At 36.6% G+C, this 26,618-nt stretch carries 28 protein-coding genes; 4 read left to right on the forward strand and 24 right to left on the reverse strand.

All coding sequences use genetic code 11. The features are described from left to right. The first annotated feature begins 44 nt into the window (after positions 1 to 44). Positions 45 to 407, forward strand: coding sequence for a DUF4828 domain-containing protein (locus tag HFC68_RS08265; RefSeq protein ID WP_159291732.1), 363 nt, complete (start codon positions 45 to 47; stop codon positions 405 to 407). 30 nt (positions 408 to 437) lie between these two features. Here the strand turns inward: HFC68_RS08265 and HFC68_RS08270 are convergent, their stop codons facing one another. Next, positions 438 to 1,211 (reverse strand): GH25 family lysozyme, encoded by a 774-nt coding sequence (locus tag HFC68_RS08270; protein ID WP_060743440.1) that lies wholly within the window; start codon positions 1,209 to 1,211, stop codon positions 438 to 440. 78 nt (positions 1,212 to 1,289) lie between these two features. Beyond that, a complete protein-coding gene (locus tag HFC68_RS08275; RefSeq protein WP_099300068.1) occupies positions 1,290 to 1,931 on the reverse strand; it encodes an FMN-dependent NADH-azoreductase in 642 nt (213 codons plus the stop codon). Positions 1,932 to 2,019: 88 nt separating this feature from the next. Here HFC68_RS08275 and HFC68_RS08280 point away from each other — a divergent pair, with 88 nt between their 5' ends. From HFC68_RS08280 to HFC68_RS08290, 3 genes are all read left to right on the forward strand, one after another. Beyond that, the gene (locus HFC68_RS08280; RefSeq protein ID WP_167399781.1) at positions 2,020 to 2,952 is read left to right on the forward strand and encodes a YafY family protein; all 933 of its coding nucleotides are present in this window, start codon (positions 2,020 to 2,022) and stop codon (positions 2,950 to 2,952) included. A gap of 109 nt (positions 2,953 to 3,061) precedes the next feature. Next, positions 3,062 to 4,384, forward strand: coding sequence for an APC family permease (locus HFC68_RS08285; RefSeq protein WP_167399782.1), 1,323 nt, complete (start codon positions 3,062 to 3,064; stop codon positions 4,382 to 4,384). Between the two features lie 34 nt (positions 4,385 to 4,418). Continuing rightward, complete coding sequence (locus HFC68_RS08290) at positions 4,419 to 4,940, forward strand: VanZ family protein (protein WP_036673118.1); 522 nt, start codon at positions 4,419 to 4,421, stop codon at positions 4,938 to 4,940. A gap of 377 nt (positions 4,941 to 5,317) precedes the next feature. On the opposite strand, the gene HFC68_RS08295 is transcribed toward HFC68_RS08290, so the two are convergent. The 22 genes from HFC68_RS08295 to thiD form a co-directional block, all read right to left on the reverse strand. After that, positions 5,318 to 6,421 carry a glycosyltransferase family 4 protein gene (locus tag HFC68_RS08295; protein WP_117311175.1) on the reverse strand — a complete coding sequence of 368 codons (1,104 nt, stop codon included), beginning with the start codon at positions 6,419 to 6,421 and terminating at the stop codon, positions 5,318 to 5,320. 129 nt (positions 6,422 to 6,550) lie between these two features. Then, the gene (locus HFC68_RS08300) at positions 6,551 to 7,969 is read right to left on the reverse strand and encodes a polysaccharide biosynthesis C-terminal domain-containing protein (RefSeq protein ID WP_167399783.1); all 1,419 of its coding nucleotides are present in this window, start codon (positions 7,967 to 7,969) and stop codon (positions 6,551 to 6,553) included. A gap of 14 nt (positions 7,970 to 7,983) precedes the next feature. Continuing rightward, a complete protein-coding gene (gene rfbD / locus HFC68_RS08305) occupies positions 7,984 to 8,826 on the reverse strand; it encodes a dTDP-4-dehydrorhamnose reductase (protein WP_167399784.1) in 843 nt (280 codons plus the stop codon). A 45-nt stretch (positions 8,827 to 8,871) separates the two neighbouring features. After that, entirely contained in the window at positions 8,872 to 9,900 is a 1,029-nt protein-coding gene (rfbB, locus tag HFC68_RS08310; protein ID WP_162879416.1) for a dTDP-glucose 4,6-dehydratase, read from the reverse strand. 11 nt (positions 9,901 to 9,911) lie between these two features. Next, on the reverse strand, positions 9,912 to 10,493 hold the full coding sequence (rfbC, locus tag HFC68_RS08315; protein WP_094104631.1) for a dTDP-4-dehydrorhamnose 3,5-epimerase: 582 nt from the start codon (positions 10,491 to 10,493) through the stop codon (positions 9,912 to 9,914). A 7-nt stretch (positions 10,494 to 10,500) separates the two neighbouring features. Next, on the reverse strand, positions 10,501 to 11,367 hold the full coding sequence (rfbA, locus tag HFC68_RS08320) for a glucose-1-phosphate thymidylyltransferase RfbA (protein WP_161506634.1): 867 nt from the start codon (positions 11,365 to 11,367) through the stop codon (positions 10,501 to 10,503). Positions 11,368 to 11,383: 16 nt separating this feature from the next. Then, positions 11,384 to 12,271 carry a glycosyltransferase family 2 protein gene (locus tag HFC68_RS08325; protein ID WP_161506633.1) on the reverse strand — a complete coding sequence of 296 codons (888 nt, stop codon included), beginning with the start codon at positions 12,269 to 12,271 and terminating at the stop codon, positions 11,384 to 11,386. Then, positions 12,271 to 13,536, reverse strand: a complete 1,266-nt coding sequence (locus HFC68_RS08330) for a hypothetical protein (RefSeq protein WP_161506632.1) — start codon at positions 13,534 to 13,536, stop codon at positions 12,271 to 12,273. Before HFC68_RS08330 ends, HFC68_RS08325 begins: the two co-directional genes overlap by 1 nt. Positions 13,537 to 13,561: 25 nt before the next feature. After that, entirely contained in the window at positions 13,562 to 14,560 is a 999-nt protein-coding gene (locus HFC68_RS08335) for a glycosyltransferase family 2 protein (RefSeq protein WP_161506631.1), read from the reverse strand. Positions 14,561 to 14,562: 2 nt separating this feature from the next. Then, complete coding sequence (locus HFC68_RS08340; RefSeq protein WP_161506630.1) at positions 14,563 to 15,480, reverse strand: capsular polysaccharide synthesis protein; 918 nt, start codon at positions 15,478 to 15,480, stop codon at positions 14,563 to 14,565. A gap of 14 nt (positions 15,481 to 15,494) precedes the next feature. Next, positions 15,495 to 16,310, reverse strand: a complete 816-nt coding sequence (locus HFC68_RS08345; protein ID WP_094104641.1) for a phosphorylcholine transferase LicD — start codon at positions 16,308 to 16,310, stop codon at positions 15,495 to 15,497. Further along, positions 16,303 to 17,520, reverse strand: coding sequence for a beta 1-4 rhamnosyltransferase Cps2T (cps2T, locus tag HFC68_RS08350; RefSeq protein WP_161506628.1), 1,218 nt, complete (start codon positions 17,518 to 17,520; stop codon positions 16,303 to 16,305). The genes HFC68_RS08345 and cps2T overlap by 8 nt, the downstream gene beginning before the upstream one ends. Next, positions 17,507 to 18,172, reverse strand: a complete 666-nt coding sequence (locus tag HFC68_RS08355) for a sugar transferase (protein ID WP_161506627.1) — start codon at positions 18,170 to 18,172, stop codon at positions 17,507 to 17,509. Before HFC68_RS08355 ends, cps2T begins: the two co-directional genes overlap by 14 nt. Continuing rightward, a complete protein-coding gene (locus tag HFC68_RS08360; protein WP_161506626.1) occupies positions 18,172 to 18,963 on the reverse strand; it encodes a tyrosine-protein phosphatase in 792 nt (263 codons plus the stop codon). The genes HFC68_RS08355 and HFC68_RS08360 overlap by 1 nt, the downstream gene beginning before the upstream one ends. Further along, positions 18,963 to 19,694 (reverse strand): CpsD/CapB family tyrosine-protein kinase, encoded by a 732-nt coding sequence (locus tag HFC68_RS08365; protein ID WP_161506625.1) that lies wholly within the window; start codon positions 19,692 to 19,694, stop codon positions 18,963 to 18,965. Before HFC68_RS08365 ends, HFC68_RS08360 begins: the two co-directional genes overlap by 1 nt. Before the next feature lie 9 nt (positions 19,695 to 19,703). Beyond that, complete coding sequence (locus HFC68_RS08370) at positions 19,704 to 20,486, reverse strand: YveK family protein (RefSeq protein WP_161506624.1); 783 nt, start codon at positions 20,484 to 20,486, stop codon at positions 19,704 to 19,706. Between the two features lie 15 nt (positions 20,487 to 20,501). Beyond that, positions 20,502 to 21,629 carry a serine hydrolase gene (locus HFC68_RS08375; protein WP_167399785.1) on the reverse strand — a complete coding sequence of 376 codons (1,128 nt, stop codon included), beginning with the start codon at positions 21,627 to 21,629 and terminating at the stop codon, positions 20,502 to 20,504. A 172-nt stretch (positions 21,630 to 21,801) separates the two neighbouring features. Next, a complete protein-coding gene (locus HFC68_RS08380; protein ID WP_167399786.1) occupies positions 21,802 to 22,503 on the reverse strand; it encodes a matrixin family metalloprotease in 702 nt (233 codons plus the stop codon). Between the two features lie 89 nt (positions 22,504 to 22,592). Continuing rightward, the gene (recQ, locus tag HFC68_RS08385; RefSeq protein WP_167399787.1) at positions 22,593 to 24,347 is read right to left on the reverse strand and encodes a DNA helicase RecQ; all 1,755 of its coding nucleotides are present in this window, start codon (positions 24,345 to 24,347) and stop codon (positions 22,593 to 22,595) included. Positions 24,348 to 24,466: 119 nt separating this feature from the next. Further along, positions 24,467 to 25,141 (reverse strand): thiaminase II, encoded by a 675-nt coding sequence (gene tenA / locus HFC68_RS08390; protein ID WP_161506621.1) that lies wholly within the window; start codon positions 25,139 to 25,141, stop codon positions 24,467 to 24,469. Between the two features lie 11 nt (positions 25,142 to 25,152). Continuing rightward, complete coding sequence (thiE, locus tag HFC68_RS08395; RefSeq protein WP_167399788.1) at positions 25,153 to 25,803, reverse strand: thiamine phosphate synthase; 651 nt, start codon at positions 25,801 to 25,803, stop codon at positions 25,153 to 25,155. Beyond that, positions 25,800 to 26,615 (reverse strand): bifunctional hydroxymethylpyrimidine kinase/phosphomethylpyrimidine kinase, encoded by an 816-nt coding sequence (gene thiD / locus HFC68_RS08400; RefSeq protein ID WP_167399789.1) that lies wholly within the window; start codon positions 26,613 to 26,615, stop codon positions 25,800 to 25,802. Before thiD ends, thiE begins: the two co-directional genes overlap by 4 nt. Between the last annotated feature and the right edge of the window lie 3 nt (positions 26,616 to 26,618).

Below are 26,618 nucleotides of genomic sequence, written 5' to 3' on the forward strand. Positions count from 1 at the left end.
TAATGGTATATTTAAACGGAAGATTGAGAGAGGGAGTTGAAGCGATGAACTGGCAAAAAAATGCGTTCGGTGAACTATTTTCATTCATTGGACTTGATTCAAAAAAACCGGCTAAGGATCCTAAAGGCGTGAGTCCATTTTTCTTTGCTGGAACATGGTTGTATCACGATCAAACTACTGATCGGGAGCATGAATTAGACATCCGTCCTAACTATGATGTCTATTTGGATGGCAAATTGCTCAAGACCGTCGTAGAAGCTCTAGATGATTACGGAATTACCTTTATCGACCGTTTTGGCTATCATTTAATAATTAAAGCGAATGATTATCGTCCCATCAGCATTTATGACGAAGCGAATAACGAAACCTATGCCATTATTGAATCTAAAAAAAATAAAGAGTTGTGAGTAACCCCGTTCGGTTACCTACAACTCTTTTTAGTTGGTTTGTTCATTCCAAGTCTTTTGTGAACCATTAAAATAGGAGACGGGAAGTTCCAAATCACTATGATCATTTTTAAATTTTTGTTCCGCATCGTATTCGACAAATTGAACCCGCCGATTGTGTTTTTTAATCTGGGGTTCTTCTAGCCAAAACTTACTTTGTTTAATGTAAGTAGGATCCAGTTGTCGTTTAATGGCCGGCGTCGTCTTAATCACAACCGCCTGTCCATAGTAATTAGCTAGCAATTTAACCAAGTCAGCTAAATCGGGACCCGCCTTTTTCCAATCAACCCGCTTAGCATTATAATCCCCATAGTAACTCACTCGAATCACCACGGGCAGCTGTCCCGTATTACTCTTGACCTTTTGGCTAATAAAACGCAGTTGGGCTTTGGGACGCTTTTGGAAACTAAAGTTATGCACAATCCCAACTTTAAGATCAGTGGATTGAATCCGACTATAATTTGTATTAAAACTATCATCAAAGTAAGTCGCCCCGGTCGTGGCATTGAGATACACAAATGAAATGTGCTGCTTTTGTAAGGAATTAAAATCGATAATGCCATTTTCCTGATCAATCACACAGCCATGAATGGGATACGGCGCTAGCGCCAACCGTGCCCCGCGTTGTTGGTTTTTAACTACCCAGACGCCAGCCACGGCTAGTAGCACCACGAGCAGAAAAGCTCCTAAAATTATTCGTCGACGGTGATGGACAAATCGCATATTAAATTTAGGCCGATACTTAGCATGTCTTTTACGCTCCATGGGCTACCTCCTTTTTGAATATTGTACTCTAATCTAATCCAATATTCGAATCGATTTAACTCGGTAGCCTACTACTAGTTAGTCAGCGTAGAATTGATCAAAAGCTTTTTGCATATCAGCTGGAACATTGGCCCAAACGGCTTGAGGAGTAATGACGGACGTTCCTTGGGCCCGCACAATTGAAAATTGGTCAAAGCCCATGATTTCTTCAAACATTTTTTGGAGATAGAAATGAGAAAATTCCAAAGGCGTATAACGATCATGGTTTGTATAGATGGAGCCACTAGCTTGGAGTAATAGCACCCGATAATCATCGGTCATCAATCCCACGGATCCGTCTTCGGTGTATTTAAAGGTTTCCCGGGCAATCATAATATTATCCATGTAGTCTTTCATGCGGGACGTGACGTTAAAGTTATGGAGTGGTGCCACAATTACAATCCGGTGGTGTTCCTTGAATTGAGCCAGTAAGTGCGCTGATTGATCGGCAACTGCTTGTTCCGTAGCTGATAGTGGTTCTCCTGCGATTTGTTTTTGCCAAACATCCATGAGTTGGCCTTTTTCAATGCGAGGGACCTCGATATCATAAAGGTTTAAAAGTGTTAGTTGGTCAGCGGGAAAACGCTCCTGGAATTTCTCCATGAATAACTTCTGGAGCTTAATGGAGTAGTGTTCCTCGTTAGTAAAATCTGGATGGGTGTTAATAATTAATGTTTTCATCTTTAAAATCTCCCTTTTCACTTCGTTAAACCGAGTATATAATAAAAAGGCGCCAAAACATGGCACCTTTTAAATAGGAGATTAGCAATTGAAAAAATCAGAACGTTTAAACCAAGAATTAATCTTTCTCAGAGACAAGTATTCCTTTCAGCTAAAGGATCTCATCACTGAATTTGGCATATCTAAACGGACAGCCTTACGCGATATTCAAGAATTAGAAGCGATGGGCCTAGCCTACTATACCGAACCGGGACGCAACGGAGGTTACCGCTTATTGAATCAATCCAACCTCATCCCAATTTATTTTAATAAGAAGGAAGTCCAAGCCATCTTCTTTGCCTTGAAGGCTTTGCGAGTACTTTCTGTCACTCCTTTTGACGAATCTTATGCTCGGATTCAACAAAAACTATTTGCGACAATGTCTCCGGAAAATCAGCAGGATATTTCCAACCTGCTTGCGGTCGTTCACTATCATAACGTGGCTCCCGTTGGTGACGTCGCCAACCTTGAAATCATTCTGAATGCCATCTTAGAAGAACAGGTTATCCGAATTCATTACACGCAATATGAGGACGTCCACATTCAGCTCCAAATCTACGAACTCTTCTATCGTAATGGAATTTGGTTTACGAGTGCCTATAATCCGGACACCCAGCGCTGGGGCACTTATCGGTGTGATTATATGCATGATTTAAAGATAAATCCGACTAAGGCCCCCACCTTAACGCTGGCGGAACTCAAAGCTTTACAGGACCAGTATGAAAGTACCTACCATAACATTCCATTCAAATGCCGGTTAACGCCCTTTGGTAAGGAACTCTTCTTAAAACATAGTTACCCCAACATGCACTTAGAAATGATTGATGATGTGCCTTACATCGTAGGCGGCTACAATCAAGCTGAATTGGCCTATATGACTCACTACCTAGTTTCCTTTGGTAAACACCTGACGATTGAAGCACCCGAACAGCTTAAGACCAGCTACTTAAAGCAACTACAAGCCATGATAGCTAAATATTAAATTCATCTTCCAGCTAGAAAGGTGATTTATTTGTTAGATAATTACCACTCCTGAGCAAAATTATTTATAATAGTAAAATAAGTCTTAAAGCATATAGAGGAAAGAATTTATGAATAAAAACGAACATACTCACCTGCAAAAGAACATCGGGCTCTTTGCAGCCTTTTCGACCGTGATGGGGACGGTGATTGGAGCGGGAGTCTTTTTCAAGGTTTCTAGTGTAACAGCTAGCACGCAATCCGCGGGACTAAGCCTGTTAGCTTGGCTAGCTGGTGGTCTACTAACGATTTGCGCCGGACTGACCAGTGCCGAATTAGCTTCGGCGATACCGGTTACCGGGGGCGCCATTAAATACCTCGAAGTCACTTATGGGAAACTAACCGGTTTTCTATTAGGCTGGGCGCAGACCTTAATTTACTTCCCCGCTAACATCGCTGCCCTTTCCATTATTTTTGGAACGCAATTTACCAACCTCTTTCATTTGAAAGCTGGACTAATCTTACCAATTGCGGTCATCTGTGGGGCCTCAATTACGGGAATTAATTTACTAGGTACCAAGCACGGTGCACGTCTCCAATCGGTGGCCTTGATTGCCAAGTTAATTCCGATTGCGGTGATTATTGCCTTTGGACTTTTTGCTCCAAGCAATGTCCATCTTAGCTTGGTTCCGGAGCATTTTACGACTTCTCAAACTTTAACCGGTTTTAGTGGCGGATTGTTATCAACCCTTTTTGCCTATGATGGTTGGTTAGGAATTGGCGCAATTGCTGGAGAAATGAAGAATCCTAAACGAGACTTGCCCCTTGCGATTGGTTTGGGACTAACTGGCATCATGATCGTCTATCTTGGCATTAATCTGGTCTTTTTGAAGACCCTCCCAATCAGCGATTTAGCTGGCAATCTAAATGCAGCTTCTACCGCTGCGGGACAGCTCTTTGGTAATATCGGTGGAAAACTAGTCACCATTGGAATCTTAATCTCCGTTTATGGAGCTTTGAATGGTTATACGATGACCGGAATGCGCATCCCCTACGCCATGGCTAAAGAAGATTCTCTGCCAATGAGTAATCATCTAAGTAAATTATCACGCACAGCGGTCCCTTACGTGGCTGGAATCGTCCAATTAGTAATCGCTGGACTAATGATGATTGTTGGTTCCTTTGACCTGTTGACCGACATGTTAATCTTTGTCATGTGGATCTTTAACGTTTTGATTTTCTATGCAGTCATTAAGCTACGTCACACGCAACCAGATTTAGTACGACCATATAAAGTCCCCCTCTATCCATTTTTACCAGTAATTGCTATTCTAGGTGGAATTTTCGTCTTAGTCACGACAATTATCGACCAACCAATATTGGCCACGACCGGAATAGTTATAACTTTATTAGGAATTCCGGTTTACCTTGTAACCAAGCGCAAATCATCATAAGATAGATGGTAAATCTTTAAGGAGGAGACTACTTATGTTCGTAATTAAATATCTACCGTTTCTCGGTCTCTCCCTGTTGATCGTGATTGGTTGTTTAGTAGCATTTGAGCGACGCCCAAGTGTTAAAAGAGCGATTGTATATGGAAGTCTAGCAATTTATCTAGTATGTGTAGCATGGCTGTTGTTTACACCAGGACAATATTTCATCGACCCTTACTACTATGACGTGCGCTACTTCTATTGGCATCATGCTAAAATCATTTATATTCCGTCAGCCTTACGTTCGATGGGTTCATTCATGAACATCGTGATGACGATTCCAGCAGGAGTTTATCTAGGAATCCTTTTCCATAAACATCTGAATTGGTTCCTCGTAGTGATAGCGGCTGGAATGACCGGCTTGTTCAATGAAGGGATGCAGTTAGTACTCGACGTGTTGATCAACATTCAAAGAACCGTTGATATCACTGACGTCATTACTAATGCTTGCGGAGTCATTGCTGGTTACATTCTCTTTTCAGCATTTGTTAAACCGTTAATGCAAGATAAAAATTAAAAAACTAGCGAAAAGGGAAATCCCTTTTCGCTAGTTTTTTTACATGTCGAAGTATCTCTAATTTCTCTCACATATAGACTTATAACAGAACAAGACTGGAAAGAATTTCATTTTCAATAGCATAAATATAGATACAATATCTATTTTATTACTTACAGCTAAATGGACAATATTAGGTTTAGAAAATTTCTCATAAAAAATAGTTTTATCTAAGATTGCATAATATTAGCTTTAACATCTATCACCGATAGTTTCCAAGAGTTAAATAGTTAATTTTCTTGTTATTTTTAAATAAAAATCTATACATAGGCGTATTTATACACTTTATCCTAATATGTAAAGTCGTAAAAAATAACCGATTCACATGGAATTATAGCTTATAACTTATCATCCTCAATTACATTTGTTATACGATTAGCTACTGCCGCCCAAGAATATTCTTTGGCTATATTAGGAGCAACTTCCTGAGCCTTTTCTAAATATTGATTTCTATTTTCTAATAATTCTGTCATGCACTTTAATAAATTATCTATTTCTAAACTCTCGTTCTTCTCTGTACGCATAACCAAGCCGGAGCCCTCAGAAACAAAATAAGGCATTTCATATTTGTCCCGAGCTATAATTGGCATTCCATTAGCCATAGCCTCGATAAAAACCAATCCATACGCTTCAAATCTCGATGGCATAACAAAACACGTTGCAGTTGTCATTAATTGGCCAATTTTATCTACAGATACATCACCAATAAAATCTATTCCATTCATATTCAAAGTTTTCTTTGAAATTTTATTTTTATCTGGGCCAGCGATAATTAACTTGGCATTAGGATATTTCAATTTCAACCTATTGAATGCCGAAACTACAATATCCCCCCCTTTACGGTAAAAACTTCTACCAACAAATAAAAATGTCTGATTATCTCTTTTTTTAATTGACGTTTTAATTAATGGAGTGTTAATACCACCACCAACGTACACCGCCCTATGTGAAGTTTCCTTATTGATAAAATTTGTTAACCAGTGAGACATTGATAAAATCGTTTTATCATTCCCGATTAATTCTCTCTGACGAGTTAACTGATATTTAAAAGTTTTGTCGTTGATTTTTTGAAAACCGCTAATTGAAAACGAGCTAGGATCATTATTTCTAATATACGCTAGTACTTCCCAAATTAAATCTTCATAAATATATGAATTGGGTAAATTTACAATACTATGAACCTGAACATTAACAGAATCATTTGATATTTGGTTCAATGCTAATTTTCTTAATCTTTTTTGAAGATATCGAGAGAATAAATCAACTCCTATATGTTCGACCATTTTTAAATTAATCTTGGACAAAAATTGAACAAGGCTATCATTCATATTAACATCAAAAACATGGTTACTTTCTTCCATTGCTAATAATAACGAATACGTTGTTCCCGACCAGGTAGTTCTTCGATTAGCATCCCAATTTGCAATATAATTTAAATTCATATTTATTTTTCCTTCTCTATTATTAATAGACCCATAATCTTTTATAAAAGATAACACCCAAAAAAGAAAACTAACTTTTTAAATTAGTTTTCCCTTCAATTTTTTTAAAATAGATTTACCAATTAAGTTTTATTTTATTTTTAAAATTTTTTTAGCTTCTTTTAAGATATCTGCTTTTAACAGATATAAAAATAATAGGTAAGTGCAAGCTCCTATAATCACTTCCAACCATAGCATTCCCCAAGAATAACCTAGTCTGTTATCTAACAATAAAACAATCATAAACATTAAAAAACCCGCTAAAATGTATTTTCCAAAATCATGAAATAAATTTTTATAACTGATCTGTTTTCTAATAGAAAATAATTGGTACCCACTTACAGTTATCTCTGAACAAACCGTGGCAATACTTGCTCCGAAAGCACCCAACCATAAAATTAACGGTACATTTATAATAATATTTACTATCGCACCTAATACTACGGACATTGTATAGTTTTTATTTTGCTGTGTGGGTAACAAATATTGGACCCCTATCGCACTGCCCCATGCAATTATTAATATAACAATCGATTCTACTTGCATAAGAGGAACTATAGCAATAAATTTTTCTGAGAAAAATAAAGGAACAAATTTTTTCGTAATTGCTATCATACCAAACATCATTGGTACCGATAATGCAGAGACAAATGAAAAGCTACTATATAGGGATTCTTTCGTCTTTTGCACATCCCCTCGCATGTATGCATTAGCAACATGAGGTAGCATTACAGTACCCGTAGCTGTTACAATTGCCAATACTAATCTTATTACTTTATCCGACTGATCAAAATATCCAGCAGCGACTACTGAGTCGAGAGAACCCAGCATTGTCTTGTTAACAACTAGATAGATTTGAATTGCTATTTGAGGAATAAATAAAGAAATTGAAGGAGCTAAATGTTTTAATATACCGAGTTTTTTCCAATTAACCTTACCTACATATCTCTTTAAACTTGGAAATAAAGTTAAATTTCCAAATAAGAGTGAAAGAGAAAGAATAGCTATATAAATAAATAAATCATTAAAGGACTTAACGAAAGTAAATATACATATCAAAGATAGAATTTTTATGACTAAATTTCTGAATATAGTTACAGCAAAATTTTCAACACCCATAAAAAACCATGAAATATCAAAAGCGGCTGCGATAATAGAAATTGATTGAGCTATATAATATAATCTATATTCTTTAGTTAATAACAAAAAAACAATAAAAAATACATAAGCAATCGATATTGTGATAATCCTCAGGAAAAATATTTCATAAAAAGTTCTTGTTAAATTCTCTCTATCATCCCTAACAAAAGCTATTTGACGATTACCATACATGCCTATTCCAATACTACCTGCAAGAATAAAATATTGGATAATTGAATTAGTATAAGAATTAATTCCCACACCATGAGGACCCAACACTCTTGAAAGATATGGCGTAGTAACTAAAGGAACTAACAGAACAAATATCTGATAGAAGGCGTTATATAAATAGTTCTTAACAACTTTCATTTAATTAATCCTCGCTAATCCACGTTTTCTAAAAATTTAGAAAGTGCCTCTTTCCAATCAACAATTTTGAAACCTGTACTCTTAGTTTTGCTTAAATCCATAACTGAATGTTTAGGTCTATATGCCTTTTGAGGATATTCTTTTGAAGTAACTGGTAAAACTTTTACCTTTTTATCTTTTAAAATTTCTTTAGCAAATTCATACCACGAACATTCATCCTCATTAGAAAGTTGATAAAGTCCATACTCTAAGTCCTTTTCGGTTGCATATAACATAAATTCAGCCAACGTTCTCGTCCAAGTAGGACGTCCTATTTGATCGTTTACTACAGTTAACTTATCATGTGTCTTAGCTAGATTTAACATTGTAAAAACAAAGTTTTTACCAAATTCACCATAGACCCAAGAAGTTCTAATTACGTAATATTTACTCATGGTAGAAGAAACAATTTGTTCTCCTTCCCACTTGGCTTTTCCATACTCATTCTTAGGATTAGGCTGATCATTTTCTGTGTACATTCCAGTATTATTGCCATCAAATACATAATCCGTACTAATATAAATTAAAGTAGCACCAATCTTTTCAGCAGCTTCTGCAACATTTTTCGTACCTTGAACATTAACCTTTTGATTTAAACCCTTACCTGGTTCCTCCTCTGCATCATCCACAGCTGTAAATGCAGCACAATGATAAACATATTTAGGAGTGTTTTTATCGAAAAAAGTTTCTACAGCTACTTTATCTGTAATATCCAATTCTTTGGAATCAGTTGCAGTGTAATCAATACGTTTTTCATCTAATAATTTTCTTAGTTCTGTACCAAGTTGTCCATTAGCCCCAATGATTAAATTATCCATTTTTACCTCCAAAAAAGGTAGGCTTAATGCCTACCATATAATTGTTTATTGACCGTTATTAGCATATTTTGCTTCTACTTCAGCTTTTTCATCTTTCCACCAAGATTCATTATCTTTATACCAATTTATTGTATCTTGGAGTCCATCTTCAAAGTTAGTAAATTTAGGTTCCCAGCCTAATTCACTTCTCAGTTTACTTGAATCGATTGCATATCTCAAATCATGACCTGGACGGTCTTTTACCATTTCATAGGCATCTTTAGATTGTCCCATTTCTTGGAGAATCAATTCTAAGACTTCTTTATTATTCTTTTCTCCGTCAGCACCGATAAGATATGTTTCCCCAATTTTACCCTTAGTTAAAATGGTCCAAACTGCTCTCGAATGGTCGTTAGTATGAATCCAGTCACGAACATTTTTTCCAGTACCATAGAGCTTAGGTTTAATGCCACTTAAAATATTAGTAATTTGTCGAGGAATGAATTTTTCAATATGTTGATAAGGGCCATAGTTATTTGAACAATTAGAGATTGTAGCCTTTAAACCAAACGATCTTACCCATGCACGCACTAACAAATCTGAACTCGCCTTGGATGAGGAATAAGGACTACTTGGTTGATATCTAGATTCTGGAGTAAACTTTTCCCCTTTTCCTTCACCGTGTCCAGGCAAATCTTCCCTTAATGGTAAATCTCCATAAACTTCGTCAGTAGATACATGATGGAATCTTACTCCGTATTTTCTACAAGCTTCTATCAACGTATATGTACCAATAATGTTCGTTTGAATAAATGGGCTAGGATCAATTAATGAATTATCATTATGACTTTCAGCAGCATAATGGACTACGGCATCCGCACTTTTAACTAGTTTATCAACTAATTCTGCATCCGCAATATCACCTACAACTAAGCTAACCCTATCAGCGGGTAATCCTGCCAAGTTTGCACGATTTCCTGCATAAGTAAGTTTATCTAAAACTGTAATATTAACTTCTGGATGGTTATTTACCACATAATGTACGAAGTTTGAACCTATAAAGCCAGCTCCACCAGTAACAATAATATTTTTCATCATAAGTCTCCTTATATTTCACCATAAACAAATGGGTTATCTTTTTCAAATTCTGTAAATGTTGGTTGCGCCGCATCTTTTTCAGAAGTGATTGCTGTATCAAAATCAATAGGCCAATCAATATTTAATTCAGGAGTTTTAAATGAAATTCCACCATCTGCCTCCGCATCATAGTAATTATCACACTTGTAGAGGAAGTTTACATTATCAGTTAATGTAACAAAACCATGAGCAAAGCCTTTTGGAACAAGTAATTGACGGTGATTACTTTCAGATATAATGTATCCTTCCCACTTTTTATATGTTGGTGAACCTTTTCTTACGTCAACAATCACATCTAAAACAGCACCAGAGACTACTCTAATTAACTTTGTTTGAGCTGCCTTACCTCGTTGAAAATGTAAACCACGCAAAACACCCGCTTGAGCAGAAAGTGAGTGATTATCTTGTACAAAATCGATGTTTATTCCTGCTTCTTTAAAATCTCTTTCTGAATATGTTTCAGTGAAGAAGCCTCGGTTATCTCCAAAAACAGCTGGTTCAATAATTTTTACATCTTGTAAGTTTGTAGTTGTAACTTTTAATTTTCCCATATTTAAATTACCCCTCGATTAATCTCAATAGATATTTTCCGTAATCATTTTTCTTTAATGGCTGTGCCAAATCATAAACTTGTTCACGTGTGATGTATCCCATACGATAGGCTATTTCTTCGAGACAGGCTACTTTCAGATTTTGTTGTTTCTGAATCGTAGAAATAAAGCTTGAAGCTTCTAGCAATGAATCATGTGTACCGGTGTCTAGCCATGCATAACCACGTCCCATAACTTGGACGTCTAACTTATTATTTTTTAAGTATGTATCATTAATATCCGATATTTCAAGTTCTCCACGATCAGATGGCTTAATCTGTTTAGCAATTTTTACGACGTCGTTATCATAGAAATATAAACCTGTAACTGCAAAATTACTCTTAGGATGACTAGGTTTTTCGACAATAGATACTGCGTGGCCTTCTTTATCAAACTCTACAACCCCAAAACGCTCTGGATCTTTAACTTGATAACCAAATACTGTAGCACCAGATTCTTTTTGACTTGCTTCTTGTAGAAGTTTCGAAAGTCCTGCACCATAAAAGATGTTATCTCCTAACACTAGTGCTACTGAATCATCACCTATAAAATCTTCACCTAAAATAAATGCTTCCGCTAAACCGTTTGGATGCTCTTGTATTTTATATTCAATGTGTAACCCCAGTTGAGACCCATCGCCAAATAATTCTTCAAACTGTTCTGTAAATTCAGGAGTTGAAATTAATAGTATATCTTTAATACCAGCTAACATTAGTACAGATAATGGATAATAAATCATTGGTTTATCATAAATTGGGACTAATTGTTTACTTGTTGCTTTTGTTATTGGATACAACCTTGTTCCTGAACCACCAGCTAAAATTATACCTTTCATTTGTAGAAACTCCTCCTTAGCTATCACTTTTACTTTTAATTAATGAGTTTTTAATATCTCTACTCCCCGCTAACATAATTGCGTCAAAATTAGCCAAATTTATTAATAACTTTTCAAAAAAATTAAGGTGAAAATAATTTTGAAATAAATACTTACGACTCTGATTGGAAATTTTTACAGTTTTTACATTATTTTTATTTTTAGAATAATCATGAGTATGCATATAACTTACATCTGATAGTATATAATTTTTAAAGCCTTTTCTATTTAACTTGATAAATAAGATTTCTTCTTCATAATACAAAAAAGTATTATTATCGAACATACCAACCAATTTAAAAGTAGGACCATAAAATCCAAAAAAAGCTCCTGAAATAACGTCCACATGGATGCTTTCCTGATTCTGTTCTATCTCTTTTAAATAAAATCTTAGTTTATTATTCAATTTAAATTTCGTGGCCAGCCAACCAACAAAACCACCATCAAACAACATATTAGTGTATGGAGTAGTAGCTTTCCAAGCAGATTTCTTACTTTCTTCAGTAGGTGCAACCACGCCTGCAATATCTTTATTATTTAATATAAAACTGCTTGTAACTTTAATCGCTTCATCGGTTACAATTATATCCGGATTAACAATAAAAAAAATATTTTTTTCCCCAAAGAGCTCCATAGCTTTTTTCACACCATAGTTGTTTCCTCTGGCGTAACCGTCATTTATTTTTCTATAAAAAACCGTTATTTTTTTATTCTTTAATTCTCTTAACGCTTCCACATCAATTTCTTTTGAATTATTATCAATAATTACTAGTTCATCAACGTTCTTATATCTAACCAATTGTTTTACTATTTTTTTTACCTTAAAAAAGGAATTGTAATTTAATATTATAAAAATATTTTTCATTAAAAATTACCTATTCTGTCTATAGCAGAAAACTTTCTAAATTCTTTTATACTTAGTAAGTAAAAAGCCATTAAAATCACCCGTGGAGAATTTAGTGGGATTAATGTTACAAATAAGCTTAAATATAGTACTACTACGCCGATTTGTTGAAATTTGTGATCATTTCGAATGATATCTTTGAATATGCCCTTAAGCAACCATAAAGTAAATATAATGCCCATGAGTCCAAAAACACCGATTATTCCAAATATCCCAGTATCTTCAATGTAAAAAATTGAACTATTAAAAATATGAGAAAAACCGTGTATCAATAAATAATGTGTACCTGTATCTGGAAAGCCGATCCCAAATAATTTGTGATTAAATGCCTGGGATAAATAATATGGAATTGCTTCTGTACGTACTAATGTACTGGAAATTCTATCACCCTCGAAAAAACCTAATTTTTTAATTAAATAAAATACTATGGCTATCCCGCTTAGTGTAGAGAGCATTAACAATATAGGAGCTAATATTCCAGATCTTTTTATTAATTTCATAAAAACAGTAAATACGATAAAAATTACTGTTATTGAAAAATAAGTACGTACTTGCCCAACAAAAAATAGATTAAATACAAATATTCCTTGAATCAAAAAATAAGGAATGCTAATTTTTTTTATTTCATTAATAACTGCAAGGTTATATATAAAGCTTGAAAAGAAAATATAATCCGCAGGAACTTGGTATCTAACAAAACCAGAATTGCCATTCCCAGATAACATGTTATTTAAATCAACAACAGCTACAGGGTGGACAATACTTATTCCGTATTTCGATTTCAAAATATATAAAACAGAATATATGATTCCTATTAAAACAACAGTGTTGATAAAAAAGCTAATATTTTTTTGATATTTGAAGTAGTCTTTTAACAAAAAATAGCTGAGTGGAAAAACTAAATAATAATAACCATTTGCAAATGAAGTATAAAAACTTTGTTCATAAACCCACATTGATCCAAGCATCACAATTAAAGTAGCTAAAAAGAAAAAAATTACCGAGTTGTCTATCGTATTCTTAGGACTATTTGACATTCCATTTAGTAACAACTTAATAATTAATGCTAAAGAAATGATTATTAATACTAAGTATTTATTGGTATTTGAATTGATACTATCCCAAAAAGAATTTTCTGGAATCAAATCGAACAAGTTCACTTGTAATAATAAAATGCATACTATGACTATCCTTAAGAATAAATTTCCTTTACGTTCTTTTCCCATGAAAATAATAATGACTCCTTATATTTTATCTTTTAAAATAAAATACATATTTTAAAAGATGTATTTTATTAAGAAGAATTTTAAATTTAACTTCCAAAGAATATTTTTTTGATAAAAACAGTATTGCTCTTTTATTAATCATCTTTTCGATATCTTTCGTTAAAGTGAATTCTTCAGTATTTTTGTTTTTTATTTTCGATACTATACTTAAAGAAGTGATTAATCTTGGAACTAAATATAGATCTTTGTTATTTTTTAAAAACTGGAATTGTGAATTTTTCTTTAAGAATGATTCAATCTCGCGCACTGTTTTTAAATTATCTTGAGCATATTTGATATTGTACGTATGTGTTGCAGATCCCACGCGTTGTGTATACAAATATAAACGATCACTTATTATCTTAATATTTTTTGATTTAGCAAGAATACGATAAATTGTTGCAAAGTCTTCCCCATAGTCTCTATCTTCCGGAAAATTAATATCATTATTTTTTAAGATATCAAGTCTAAACAGATAAGTCGGAGTAGTGTGCTTTATTTTATTCGAAAATAAGGCCCATAAAGCTTGCTTTGTGTCCAGAATTCCATCCTTCACCCTATTTTTTTCGTATCTTTTTTCTCTAACTGTAACAGTATTATCACCATCAGAGACTACCTTTAAATTGAAGTAGACTGCATCGATTCTTTCATTACTTACACTTATTTCATGATTCAATTTTTTTAAAGCATCCCTGCTCAAGGAATCATCGCCATCTACAAAAATTATATAATCACCTTTAGCAACTTGGATCCCAACGTTTCTTGCATGCGATATTCCTCCATTTTGAGGTAATTTAATTAAATTAAAACGCTTATCTATTTCACAAAACCTTTCCACATTTTCTACTGTTTTATCTGTAGAAGCATCGTCAATAATATATACTTCAAAATTATCAAAAGTTTGCTTTCTTAAAGAATCTAAAGTTTTTGAAATATATTTTTCTAAATTATAAGCTGGTACAATAATAGATATTTTCAAGTTCATTATTAACTCCATGTCTCTAAAATACTTATCAACCTACTATAGTTATCATTTTCATACGCGGATATTGTTTTATTTGTTAACTTAATTAATCTTGAGTATTTCATTTTATTTTTGATTTCGTCTACATCTAATGGTCTCTTCCTCATTTCAAGCATTAAATAATGAGGAAGACTATTATCAATCGGAGGTAAATCTTCAATGTAGCCATCTAATTCCTTAGAAGCTATAACTATATAGTAATGTAATAAAAAGTAATCTATTAATTGGTTATTTTTCTCCCAATAATTAAATAAAAGATTTCTTGTACGAACTATTAACGGATTATTAGCGGGAAATTTTAAAAACCAACTAGATATAGGGATGATATTGCCATCTTTTCCAGGTTTTAATGTACGTGGAATTACGATATCAGGCAATTCTCTGAAGTATTTTTTTTCTACAAGAACTGTAGAATCAATCCACGTTCCTCCGTATGTTGCTAATAGTTGAATCCTTACTAAATCTGAGAAATGTGTATTAGTAATCTTATTTTCTTGCTTTTTCTTCAAAATGAAATCAGGTAAATCAATATATTTAGATAAATTTTCTGAATTAATCTCTATTAATTGTTCACCAAAATTCTTTCTCAAATAAGAAAAATTCTTTTGTACCAATACGGGAGCACTATCTATCCCCTGAAGCCACATAAACCAAATTGGATTTTTAAGAGGCCGTTTTACCTTTTGGGTATAGTCTTTAACTTTTTTTCCAACATATCTTTTTTTTATTTTCTTATACATAGAATAATTTAGCCTGCTTCTAAATAATTCCATACTTACTTTTTCTTTACTAAGAAAATATGGCAATAACCCCAACATTAATGGGAGTTCCCCAGCTTTCATATATGATTTTAAAGACTGTAAAATTCGTTTATTTAACATCAAACCCCCGCTCCCTATAGTATCTTAAAATGCCTCTTATTTTTTTGTTCTTCTATGTCAGGTAGCTCCATATAGTTTCCGTACATATGTTTCAAATAACTATCATAATCAGTAGGTCCTCTGAAAGTTCTTCCTTCGAAAGTATACTTTTTTCCTTCCCCGAAATATTTCCTTGGCATAATTTCTTTTGTACGATACGCTCCCATTATGCTTCCAGCATACTTACTATTATTTGACTGTTTCTTTAAAAGCCTATCAATTCTATAATGTAACTTATTTGGGTTAATAATTTTCCTTAAAGGGACCTTAGTGCCAATAAATATGGCGATTCTCTCCCACATTTTACGTTTCCGAGCTTTATCTATATTCTCTTTTTGTATAAGTGATATTAAGGCACGATATGTCAGAATTTTAAAATAGTATATTTGTCTTTTTAAAGAATTATCCGGAACACCATCTATTGGAAAAATATCAATAGAAATATTCGTAATTGATTCATCAATATTTTCGTTTCGTATTTCTTGAACCTTATATCTATCGTCAATAATTCTAGTAATGTAATATTTAAATGTTGAATCTGTCATAAAATTCTTTACATGTAAATATGGTGGTAATTTTTTAGAAAATATGTCTAAAAATTTATCATAGTCCTTCCGTGGCATAGCAATGTCCATATCATCATCCCATGGAATAAACCCCTTATGCCGTACCGCTCCCAGAAGTGTGCCAGCTATTAGAAAATATCTAAGTTTATTTTCTTCTAAAATATCAACAACTTCATTTAAAATATTTATATCAATTAGTTGTAATTTACGTAATTCTTTATCCATTATCGTTCACTTTCTTAAATAGCTTTTCATAATCATTAACTATCTTATTCCACGAATAATTATCACTTATTCTTGAAGTGGACAGCTCATCCAGTTCATTTATTTCTTTTTCTTCTAATCTATCTGTAGAATCGATTAAAGAAGATAAGTTTTCCGTCTCTTTATTCCAATATAAAGCACTACTTTCAGCTACTTCTTTATTAAACCCTACGTTATAAAGTAAGTTTAATCTCGTACTTGCCAGTGCTTCCAGTAAGGAAGGATTAGTGCCCCCTACTGAATGTCCATGTAAATATCCATATGCATTTTCTCGTATTTTTTTGAGTAAGTTTTGGTTATATACAGTACCAACAAATTTAATTCTCTTATCTGACTCAAATTCAGTACTTTCTTTCAAATTATTGAAAAATGTATTCTTCTCAACATTAGTTACAATAACTAAATCTTTTTCACTGTTACTCCTCATGAACTCTCTTATCATTGTTTCATAATTATTTTCTGGTACAAATCTACCTACAATTAGATAATAATTATTTGCCTCTAGGTCAAATTTTTTGTACCAATCGAGAAGCTCAATACTATCATTTTCTAAAGTAGATTGTTTAATGTCAGCCCCGTAGGCAATAAAAGTCGTTTGAGGATTATATTTCTTGTATTGTGTTTGTATATATTTTTCAATATTTAAACTATCACAAACAAGTAAATCTGCATGTTTTACCATTAATTGTTCAGAAATTTTCCAGTATTTTCTAACCGGTTTACTCCATTTAGCTCTCAACCATTCATGACCATCTGGGTTTACGTACAATTTTCCGCCTAAACGCTTCAATTGCTTTTTATATTTATTTATGAAAGGACCGATTCTACATGCCAATACATAGATAAGTGGATTTTCAATATTATTTTCTTTAATATACTTAATCGACCATTCCATGGCCTTAATGTCATATAATATTGCTCTTGCTGGACCAACATTTGGAACATCCACATTAAAACATGTCGCATTATTATGCATAAAAATATCATTTTTGTTATCTGATAAATCTTTTCTACATGCAACAAAATAGTGAATATTATCAGATACTTTCCTAGCAGTTAATTGTTCAACAAATGATTCATATCCTCCATATTTTGCCGGTATTCCTTTTGCACCTACAATAAATACATTCTTAGTTTCCAATTTTTTTCTCCCTTTATTAATATGCTCCATTAGGTTTAAAAACAATTCCAATTGTTTTAAAGAGGATAATCACATCAAACATCAAACCACTTTTTTCAATGTATTGTAAATCAAGATCTACCATTCCACTAAAATCAACGTCATTTCGTGCCGTTACTTGCCAAAGACCCGTACAACCTGGTTTAACAATCAATCTCTGTTTATCATGTTCAGAATAGTCTGCTACTTCTCTTTCTAATGGGGGGCGAGGACCAACTAAAGACATATCGCCTGCTAAGACATTCAATAGTTGAGGTAATTCGTCCAAGCTATGTTTACGTGTAAAACGACCCACTCTAGTAATTCGTGGGTCTTCTTTCATCTTGAACATCGCGCCTTCAACTTCATTTTGTTTAAGTAGTTTTTCAAGTTTTTTATCAGCATCAACGATCATTGATCTAAATTTATACATTTTAAAAGGCCGTTGACCTTTTCCCAATCTTACCTGTGAATAAAAGATTGGTCCCCGATCCTCGGCCTTGATGGCTAAGCTAACAATTAAAAAGATTGGGGATAATACAATTAAACCGATTACACTAGCTACAATATCTAGCATTCTCTTGAAAAAGCGATAGACATATCGCTGATTTTGAGCTTGTTCATCTATTAGAACTTTTTTGTTTTCAACCATCTTAATCTCCATTAAAATAGCCAGAATCTTTTCTTTTTCTTTGTCTTCGTCGAAGACACGTGCAGAATGCTTTCCGTCTTAATTGAATCCCCATTCACAATTGACTTAGCATTATAGTTGAAAAGTTCGGCTTTCCGATCTGTTGTTTCTTTAGTTAATTTATTAAAGGCATCTTGCATTAGAAAACGCCGTCCTTCAAAGTTGTGTGCATCCGATGAAAAGACAAAGCCTAAACGCGCATCAATAATTTTTTGCGTTAATTGCTCTACCTTTTCTCCAAACACTCCCAAATAGCTACTACTGGTAAGTTGGGTTAAGCACCCCATCTCCACAAAGTCGTAAAGCCGATCGGGATCTTTTTGGAAGCCATGATTGCGCTCTGGATGGGCAATTACCGGAGTAATTCCCCGAGCCAACAATTCAAAAATTATCGTTTCCGTATATTCCGGAATTCCACTGTGAGGCAATTCTAATAACAAATACTTGCCCCCCTCATCCATAAACAAGATATCGTCATTATCGATTGCATCTAACAGTTCTCCCGTTAAATGAACTTCTTGACCTGGAAAAACCGTCAAAGGAATTCCGGCCGCATCTAGTTCTTGTTGGAAAGCCGCTGTCTTACGAATCACGTCTGCTTTGTGGTTCGTATACATACCGTCCATGTGATGCGGAGTTAATAAAATATGTGTAATGTTTTGTTTAACTGCTTCACGGGCCATGTCGAGTGCCATTGGTAAATCTTTGGCACCGTCGTCGACACCTGGCAGTATATGACAATGTAAATCAATTAAATTCGTCATTATTTATCATCCGTCCCGTAATAACCACCATAGTAACCGCCGTAATAACCTGTTGATTTTTCAGCGGTTGCTCGGTTTAAGATTGCTCCTAAAATATTTGCTTGGACTGTTTCTAACATCTGCTTAGCATGACGAACACCGGCTTTTTCAGCAATTCCTTGAGGAACCACTAAAATGGTTCCATCTGCATGAGCCGCTAAAACTTGAGCATCGGTCACTGTGTTCACAGGTGGCGCATCAATTACTACCATGTCAAATACTTCTGTTAATTGTTTTAACAACGCCACCATCTTAGTTGAACCTAATAATTCTGATGGATTAGGTGGGATTGGGCCACTTGGCATTACGGAAAGATTATTAATAATTGTTTCGTGGATAGCATTTTTCAAGCTACCAGTCTCCGCAAGGAGGTTACTTAATCCGACAGCATTGCTAACACTAAAGGTACGATGCACGGTAGGACGACGCATATCGGCATCAACAATCAAAACCCGCTTACCTTGATCCGCCCAAGTGACCGCCACGTTGTTACTTACCGTTGACTTTCCTTCTGATGGCGCCGATGAAGTAAAAACAATTGACTTCAATGACTTATCAACCGACGAAAATTGGATGTTGGTCCGTACGGTTCTAAATTGTTCTGCAATCGTGGAGGTTGGATCAGTAAAGGTGACTAATCCCACACCATTTTTAAGACTTTCATTATCTAACTTTTGCTTCTTCTTAAACATTTCGACTACCTACACCCTTCTCCGCATTCTAGATTGATCACCATCACTCATTGGTACTCCAAGTTTTGGTGTGATTTTACGACGAATATCAGTTGCGTTAATTTCACTAATAATCCCCAAACCTTTAAGTCCTAATTCTTCCGTTAAGAATTCTTCAGACGTAACGGTCCGATCACTGAATTCGCGTAAGAATGCCAAACCAATTCCTAAAATCAAGCCAATTACCAAACCGGCTACAATATTTAACTTGGTTCTTGGACTAACCGGTTGATCATCAGGGGTTGCTTTAGAAACGATAGATACGTTATTAATACTCATAATCTTAACCACTTTACTTTTAAAAGTTGTGGCTGTCTCATTCGCCATCTTGGCTGCCGTCTCAGGATTCGTACTCTTAGCCGTAATCGAAAAGACTTGAGAATTTTGTTGACTGTTAACTGAAAGCGAACCCTTTAAGCTATCTACATTGCCCTTTCCGTATCCCGGTTGGCCTTGTAATTTAGTATTAACCGTCTTCAGAACCGTGGGGCTAGTAATAATATCTTTATATGTACTAATCATTTGAACATCGGCTTGTGCTTGTTGGTATTGAGCCCCTGCCATATCTTCTGATAACTTACGATTAACCAAAATTTGAGTCGTAGCACTGTACTTTGGTGTCATAACAAAAAAAGTCATAAAGGCGGCTAATAAAGTTACGATAAACGTACTAGCAAAAATTAATCCAATGTGTTTACGTAGTATCGCCAAAATCTGACCGATACTAATTTGTTGTGATTCTACTGATTCCATGAGTTCCTCCAAGGTTTATTTTAGATAGTCAAACATATTTTTTGAAATTGATGACAGGTTATTTTCCCCATTGATGTAATTACTAAATAGGAATGTTCCGGTTTTTTGCTTAAGATTCCATTCGATACGGTTACGTCCACCGCCCACGGCTTGGGTGAGGCTCAAGGCATCCCCATTAACCGCAAAGCCAGCCACATGGCCACTAGCCTGACCGAAGACTTTGTCTAAAGTCGAACTGGAAACATAATCACTGTTAAATAGGTAGTTATACATCTGAGCGACATCGGCTGGCGAGCTCACCAACTGATCACTACCCAAGCGATTGAGTTCCGCTGTATCTAAAGTGGAATTGCTTACCTTCGATGCTGAACCTACATTATCCACCCGGTAGTAATCGACAGTCTTATTTTTCATTCCCCAAGCGGTATTCGAGAGTTCTAACTGATCAATCAAATCGCTGACAACCGAATGATATGATTCGCCAGTAGCCTTTTCGATGATCGCCGCTTGTAAAATGGTATTGGCTCTAGAGTCTGCAAAGGTTCCTTGCATTGTCGAATCAAAGGTAGCATTCGCATTAACTTCCTTGACTAAGCTCTTAGTCTTACCGCTACTGGAGATGGTATCCGCCGTAATCCCTGAAGCCTGATTCATCACATCGGCGACCTTCACGGATTCCGCTCCAGCAACTTCGCTGTCATATTTTGAAAGCTTATCGTTGAGCTTAACTTTCCCTGTATCGATTAAATGCATGATAATCCCAGCATTAATCGTATCTTGGATTTTCCCCACTAAAAATTGGCTATTCGCCGTCATTTCATTTTTAGCAGCATGGTTAGCATAGCCTCGTGAACTAGTAAGAATCTTCTTACCCGTCGCTAAGGCTGCTGAACCGTTATATTCACCATTATTTAAAATCGAATCTAAATTGGAACTCTTAGCAACTTTTAAGGTTGCTGAGTCTTCTACTGAAGAAGATGTGGTACTAGAACTACTTGAGGAAGTATTACTTTTTCCCGTGTACTTTGCAATCATATGTGTAGCAAGTGAGTCCTTATTGACCAAGGTTACACCGAACCCTGCACCAGCAAAAACGGCTAACGAACCAACCGCCACTCCTAACCACGTTAGTGTTTTTTTCATACAGTATCTCTCCATTTTTAATAAGTCACAATTAAATCTATCATTTAATCTATAAATTTTCAACGTCTTAACCCGAAAACGGGCTTTGTTATCGGGCATTTACTCCATATTGTAATATTGCCGTAATGTTTTGTAACAAAATAAAAGAGCTCCTAATTTGCATTAGTAGCTCTTACTTAGTTTCTCCATAAATTGATTTTAAACCAGCAAGATCGGATGGCGATAAAGCCGTTTGTTCACGATCCAACGGGTACATGACCGAATCCTCAGCTTGGCTGTGATCTAAGCCCAAGGCATGCCCGACTTCATGGGTGGCGACAGCTTGTGAAACGGCTTTGTTGTAGTAAATGTTGAGTTTGGCGGACGCATGGTTGGCGATTCGACTAACTACGCCCGTTTGTTCCATAATTTTTGGTCCACCAATCCCTAGCTCAATCGTGCGAGATTGGTTTAGCGGTACATTTTTACGATAGGTTCCCAGCTCTAAATGATTTAGCCAGCCTTGTTCCGCTCCTGGAACAATTTTAACAATCCCCGTGGCATTGTAAGTCGCAATGGCACGCTTAAAAACGTTCTGGACAGCCTCCGGGGTTCCCGCTTGATAACTATAGTAGTATTTATTCGATAAATTTTTGTTTTTGACAATCGATTCCACCGGGGTTGCGTCGTCGCTGACATCCTTTTTGGTCGACGTCTTGTTCTGATTAAAATTCCAGTTTGAATCCAAAATCGAATTTAAGTTAGTCGTCACCCGACTAACTCCGTTACGAAATGTCTGTTGCACATTATCTGGTATCTGGACTATGTTATTTTTGATGACCCACGTTGCTCCCAAGAAAAGCAACAACCAGGTTAGCAGTGTTCTGATTCGCAAGTAGCATTCTCCTCACTCATTGGCAGTAGCAACATTTTATACCTATCCTTATAAATTCTAACAAAAAAAGCTCAGCACTTTAACAAATACTAAGCTTCTTGATAATTTCGTAAAATTTGGAAGAACTGTTCGCCATATTTTTGGAGTTTGCTTTCCCCGATTCCTTTTACGTCTAACATTTCATCGAGCGTATCTGGCATGACTGTACACATATCTCGCAAAGTTTGATCGGAAAAGATGACAAACGGTGGAACGTTTTGCTTTTCAGCTAGTTCCCGACGAAGCGCCCGCAATTCTTCAAACAGCGCGTCGTTTTCTGGTAAGGACTTATTCGCCTTAGCTGCCACTTTCCGAGCAACTTTTTGTTGACCTAAAAGGACGCGTAAGCCCTCCTCGGTGATTTTCAAGACGGGAAACTGGCCGCCGTCTGGGGCGATGTATCCAGCCGCTGTGAGAAAATCGATTAATTCGGTCACGCTCTTCTTGGTCCGCTGCTGCATTAAACCGTATGTCGATAATTTTTCGTAGTGCAGCTGTTTTACCCGCTGATTTTTCGAACCCGTCAGTACGAGGGCGACCATTTCTTTTCCAAATCGTTCCCCCATCCGCCGGATACAAGACAACACTTGCTGAGCCTCAATCGTCACGTCTTGTAGAGCTCGCGTATCCAAACAGTTACTACATTGCCCACAGTCTGGAGCATCCTCATTGAAGTAATTTAGAATGTAGCGCTGTAAACACTTTTGCGTATTACCATACTGACTCATCGCCTGTAGCTTTTGGTATTCCATCGTCATGCTGGCTTCGTCTCGTTCGGATTGTTCGATATAGTAGTGCTGAATCTGAACGTCGCGCAATTTGTATAACAAGATGGCTTCACTCGGTAGACCGTCTCGCCCTGCACGCCCCGCTTCTTGATAGTAGGATTCGATACTGCCCGGAATCTGGTCGTGGATGACAAAGCGCACGTTACTCTTATCAATCCCCATCCCAAACGCGTTGGTTGCAATCATAACTAGCACTCGATCATACAGAAAGTCATCTTGATTTTGCCGACGTTCTTCTTTCGAAAGTTGTCCATGATACATGGCCACTTGGAAATGCTTTTTTGTTAAAAGTCGATGGAGCCGTTCGACCTCTTTCACCGTACTGGCGTAGATAATACCCGATTGATCTGGATTCAATTTTAAGTAGTCGATCAAAAAACGGTCACTGTCTTGATCCTTGACCACTTTAAATGAAAGATTAGGTCGAGCAAATCCAGTTTGAACTTCCTGTTGGATGGCTAAGCGTTGCTTAATATCCTCAGCTACCCGAGGCGTCGCCGTAGCGGTAAGAGCGATAATCGTTGGTCGGGTCGGAAGATGATGGATGATATCCGTTAATTTTAGATAGCTCGGTCGAAAATCATGCCCCCACTGTGAAATACAGTGGGCTTCATCGATGGCAATCAAATCAATCGGTAGTTCTGCTAAACGATCAAAGTATTCGGAATCGAGGCGTTCTGGTGAAATATAAAGCAGCTTCACCGCACCCTGACGCGCTTGGCTAAACCGCTCGTTGATTTCCGCATAATCTAAGGAGCTATTGATGAAGGTGGCGTCAATTCCATTGGCTGCTAGGGCATCAACTTGATCTTTCATCAAAGAAATCAAAGGCGAAATAACTAAGGTTAGTCCCGCCTGCATCAAGGCTGGAATTTGATAACATAGTGATTTTCCACCGCCCGTTGGCATGACGGCCAAAACGTTTTGGTGGTCCAAAACTGCGTTGATGGCTTGCTCCTGCCCTGGTCGAAACGCATCATATCCAAAATTTGATTTCAAAACTGCCTGTGGATTCATGTAATTCCTCTTCTTCTCTCTGGGTTGTTAATGACGGGTAAATAATAAAAGGAGTCTGACAATTAAGTCACCTCCTCTTAAATTCGTCACCTATTTACTTTTATACTAACACGCTTGGCCTAATTTTTATATTTCCAATCTTTTTGATAGTATGCTTGTTCCCAAAATTCATACTCTAATTCGCAACTTCGCAAGAAACGTTGTTCGATTTCATGTTGGCGTTCCTCACTGAGACCTATTGCTAATTCGTCAACCATACCAAATAAAGTTTTTACCATGCTGTCATCAATTTGGCCTGGTTGGGGTTGATAAAATTCAATCCAGGGTAAGAAGGGATTATCTGGTGCTGCTCCGTCCACAATTTGCTGACTAATTTCAGTATACGTCCAAGGACAAGGTAACATTGCCGCAATTAAGTCGATTAAATCTCCCGTTCGTAAAGCGTTAAAAAGATGCTCATTATATAGGTAGGTAATTGGTCGCTGTTCGGCATGTTGATGGTCGCTGAGCTTTTGACCAGCGATGTCACATAGGATTTGATGCGCACCAGCTTCGTCATTTAAAGTGTAGCGAATCTGTTCCTCAAAAAAGCGCATCTGGTCTTTAGTAGTACATTTGGAAAGGGCGCCCGCATAGACTTTAGCGAAGGCATCTAAAAAACAGGTATCCTGTTCAACGTAGACCATTAAGGCCGCTGCCGGAACGGCCCCCGCTTGAATCCCTCGCACGAATGGATGATTTTCAATGTCGGCGAGGACTGGTTGAGCAATTGCTTTTAAACGTGCTGAAAACATAACTTTCCTCCTCATCCCTTAACGATCGCTTTAATTTTTTGCATTTGGGTGGGCACTGCCGTCATCTGCGTAAACATACTAATGGCCGCAAAGCCTTTGACTCCCGTAGCCATCGTCTGGGGGAGATTATCAAGCGTGATACCCCCGATGGCGACGATTGGATAGCGACTCAGTTCGACGAGTTCTTGGAGTTGGGCTACACCGAGTGCGGCTCCCGCGTCGGCTTTAGAGGTCGTTTCAAAGACCGTCCCGGTTCCCAGATAATCAATTCCATCGAGTTGGTTAGCCTGTTTGACTTGCACTTCAGTATTACAAGATAACCCGACAATCATCGAACCCTGAACCCGTTTTAAAACTGACTCAATTTTTTCATCTTTTTGACCCACGTGAATGCCTTCAGCATGAATGGCTAAAGCTAAGTCCACGTCATCATCAATGAACAACGGTACGTGATACTTTTGGGTTAACTGATGGCATTTTTCAGCCAGTTCGGTTAATTCAGCTGGATTATCGATACTGTTATAACCCTTTTCCCGTAGTTGAAAGGCCGTTGCTCCAGCTTGTAAGATTTCTTCCACTTTAGGTAAGAAGTCCGCCTTATTAGCAACATCTTGGGTGCCGGCCACAAAATAAATTTTTAACATATCTGAATTGAATTTCATTGTTCTTCCTCGCCATAAGCCCAATGGTTCAAGGGACCATGTCCATGGCCAACTTGAATCCCATCACTAATCGCCGCATTGATAAATGCTTTACCGGTGCACAAGGCTGCTTTCAAAGATGCTCCCTTGGCTAGTTCGGCAACAATCACGGAAGAAATCGTGTCGCCTGTGCCATGGGTGTTATTCGTTTCAAAACGGGGTCCCGTCAATTCCATTTCTTCGCCATTTTCAAATAGGACGTAATCTCGACTTTCAGGTTGATCACTAAAATGACCGCCCTTAATTAAGACGTTTTTAACCCCGAGTTGTTGCAGGCGACGAGCGGCCTCTTTCACATCGGCATTATTTTTGATTTCCATCCCAGCTAATTTTTCTGCTTCCGGTAAGTTGGGGGTGATTAAGTAAGCCAGCGGTGCGAGTTGGGTACGCACGGCATCAATCGCATCATCACTCAGGAGCTTTGCGCCCCCTTTAGCAATCATGACGGGATCGACGACGAGTGGCCCAAAGTCGTATTTTTGATAGTTTTCCACCACGGCGTTCACCACCGCGGTGTTAGCAAGCATGCCAGTCTTGGCTACCTTGATATCTAGATCTTCCGCCAAAGCTTTAAATTGTTGGTCAATCATTCGTTTGGGCATAACTTCTACATCGAGCACGCCTAACGTGTTTTGAGCGGTAACGGCCACCACCACACAGGTCGAAAAAACGTGACGCTCCTGCATCGTCTTCATATCGGCTTGAATGCCGGCGCCCCCACCACTATCGGTGCCGGCGATGGTTAAAACTTGAGGTACTAATTTACTTTTCATGAT

The organism is Pediococcus sp. EKM201D, assembly GCF_011800215.1.
GTDB classification, from domain to species: Bacteria; Bacillota; Bacilli; order Lactobacillales; family Lactobacillaceae; genus Pediococcus; species Pediococcus pentosaceus.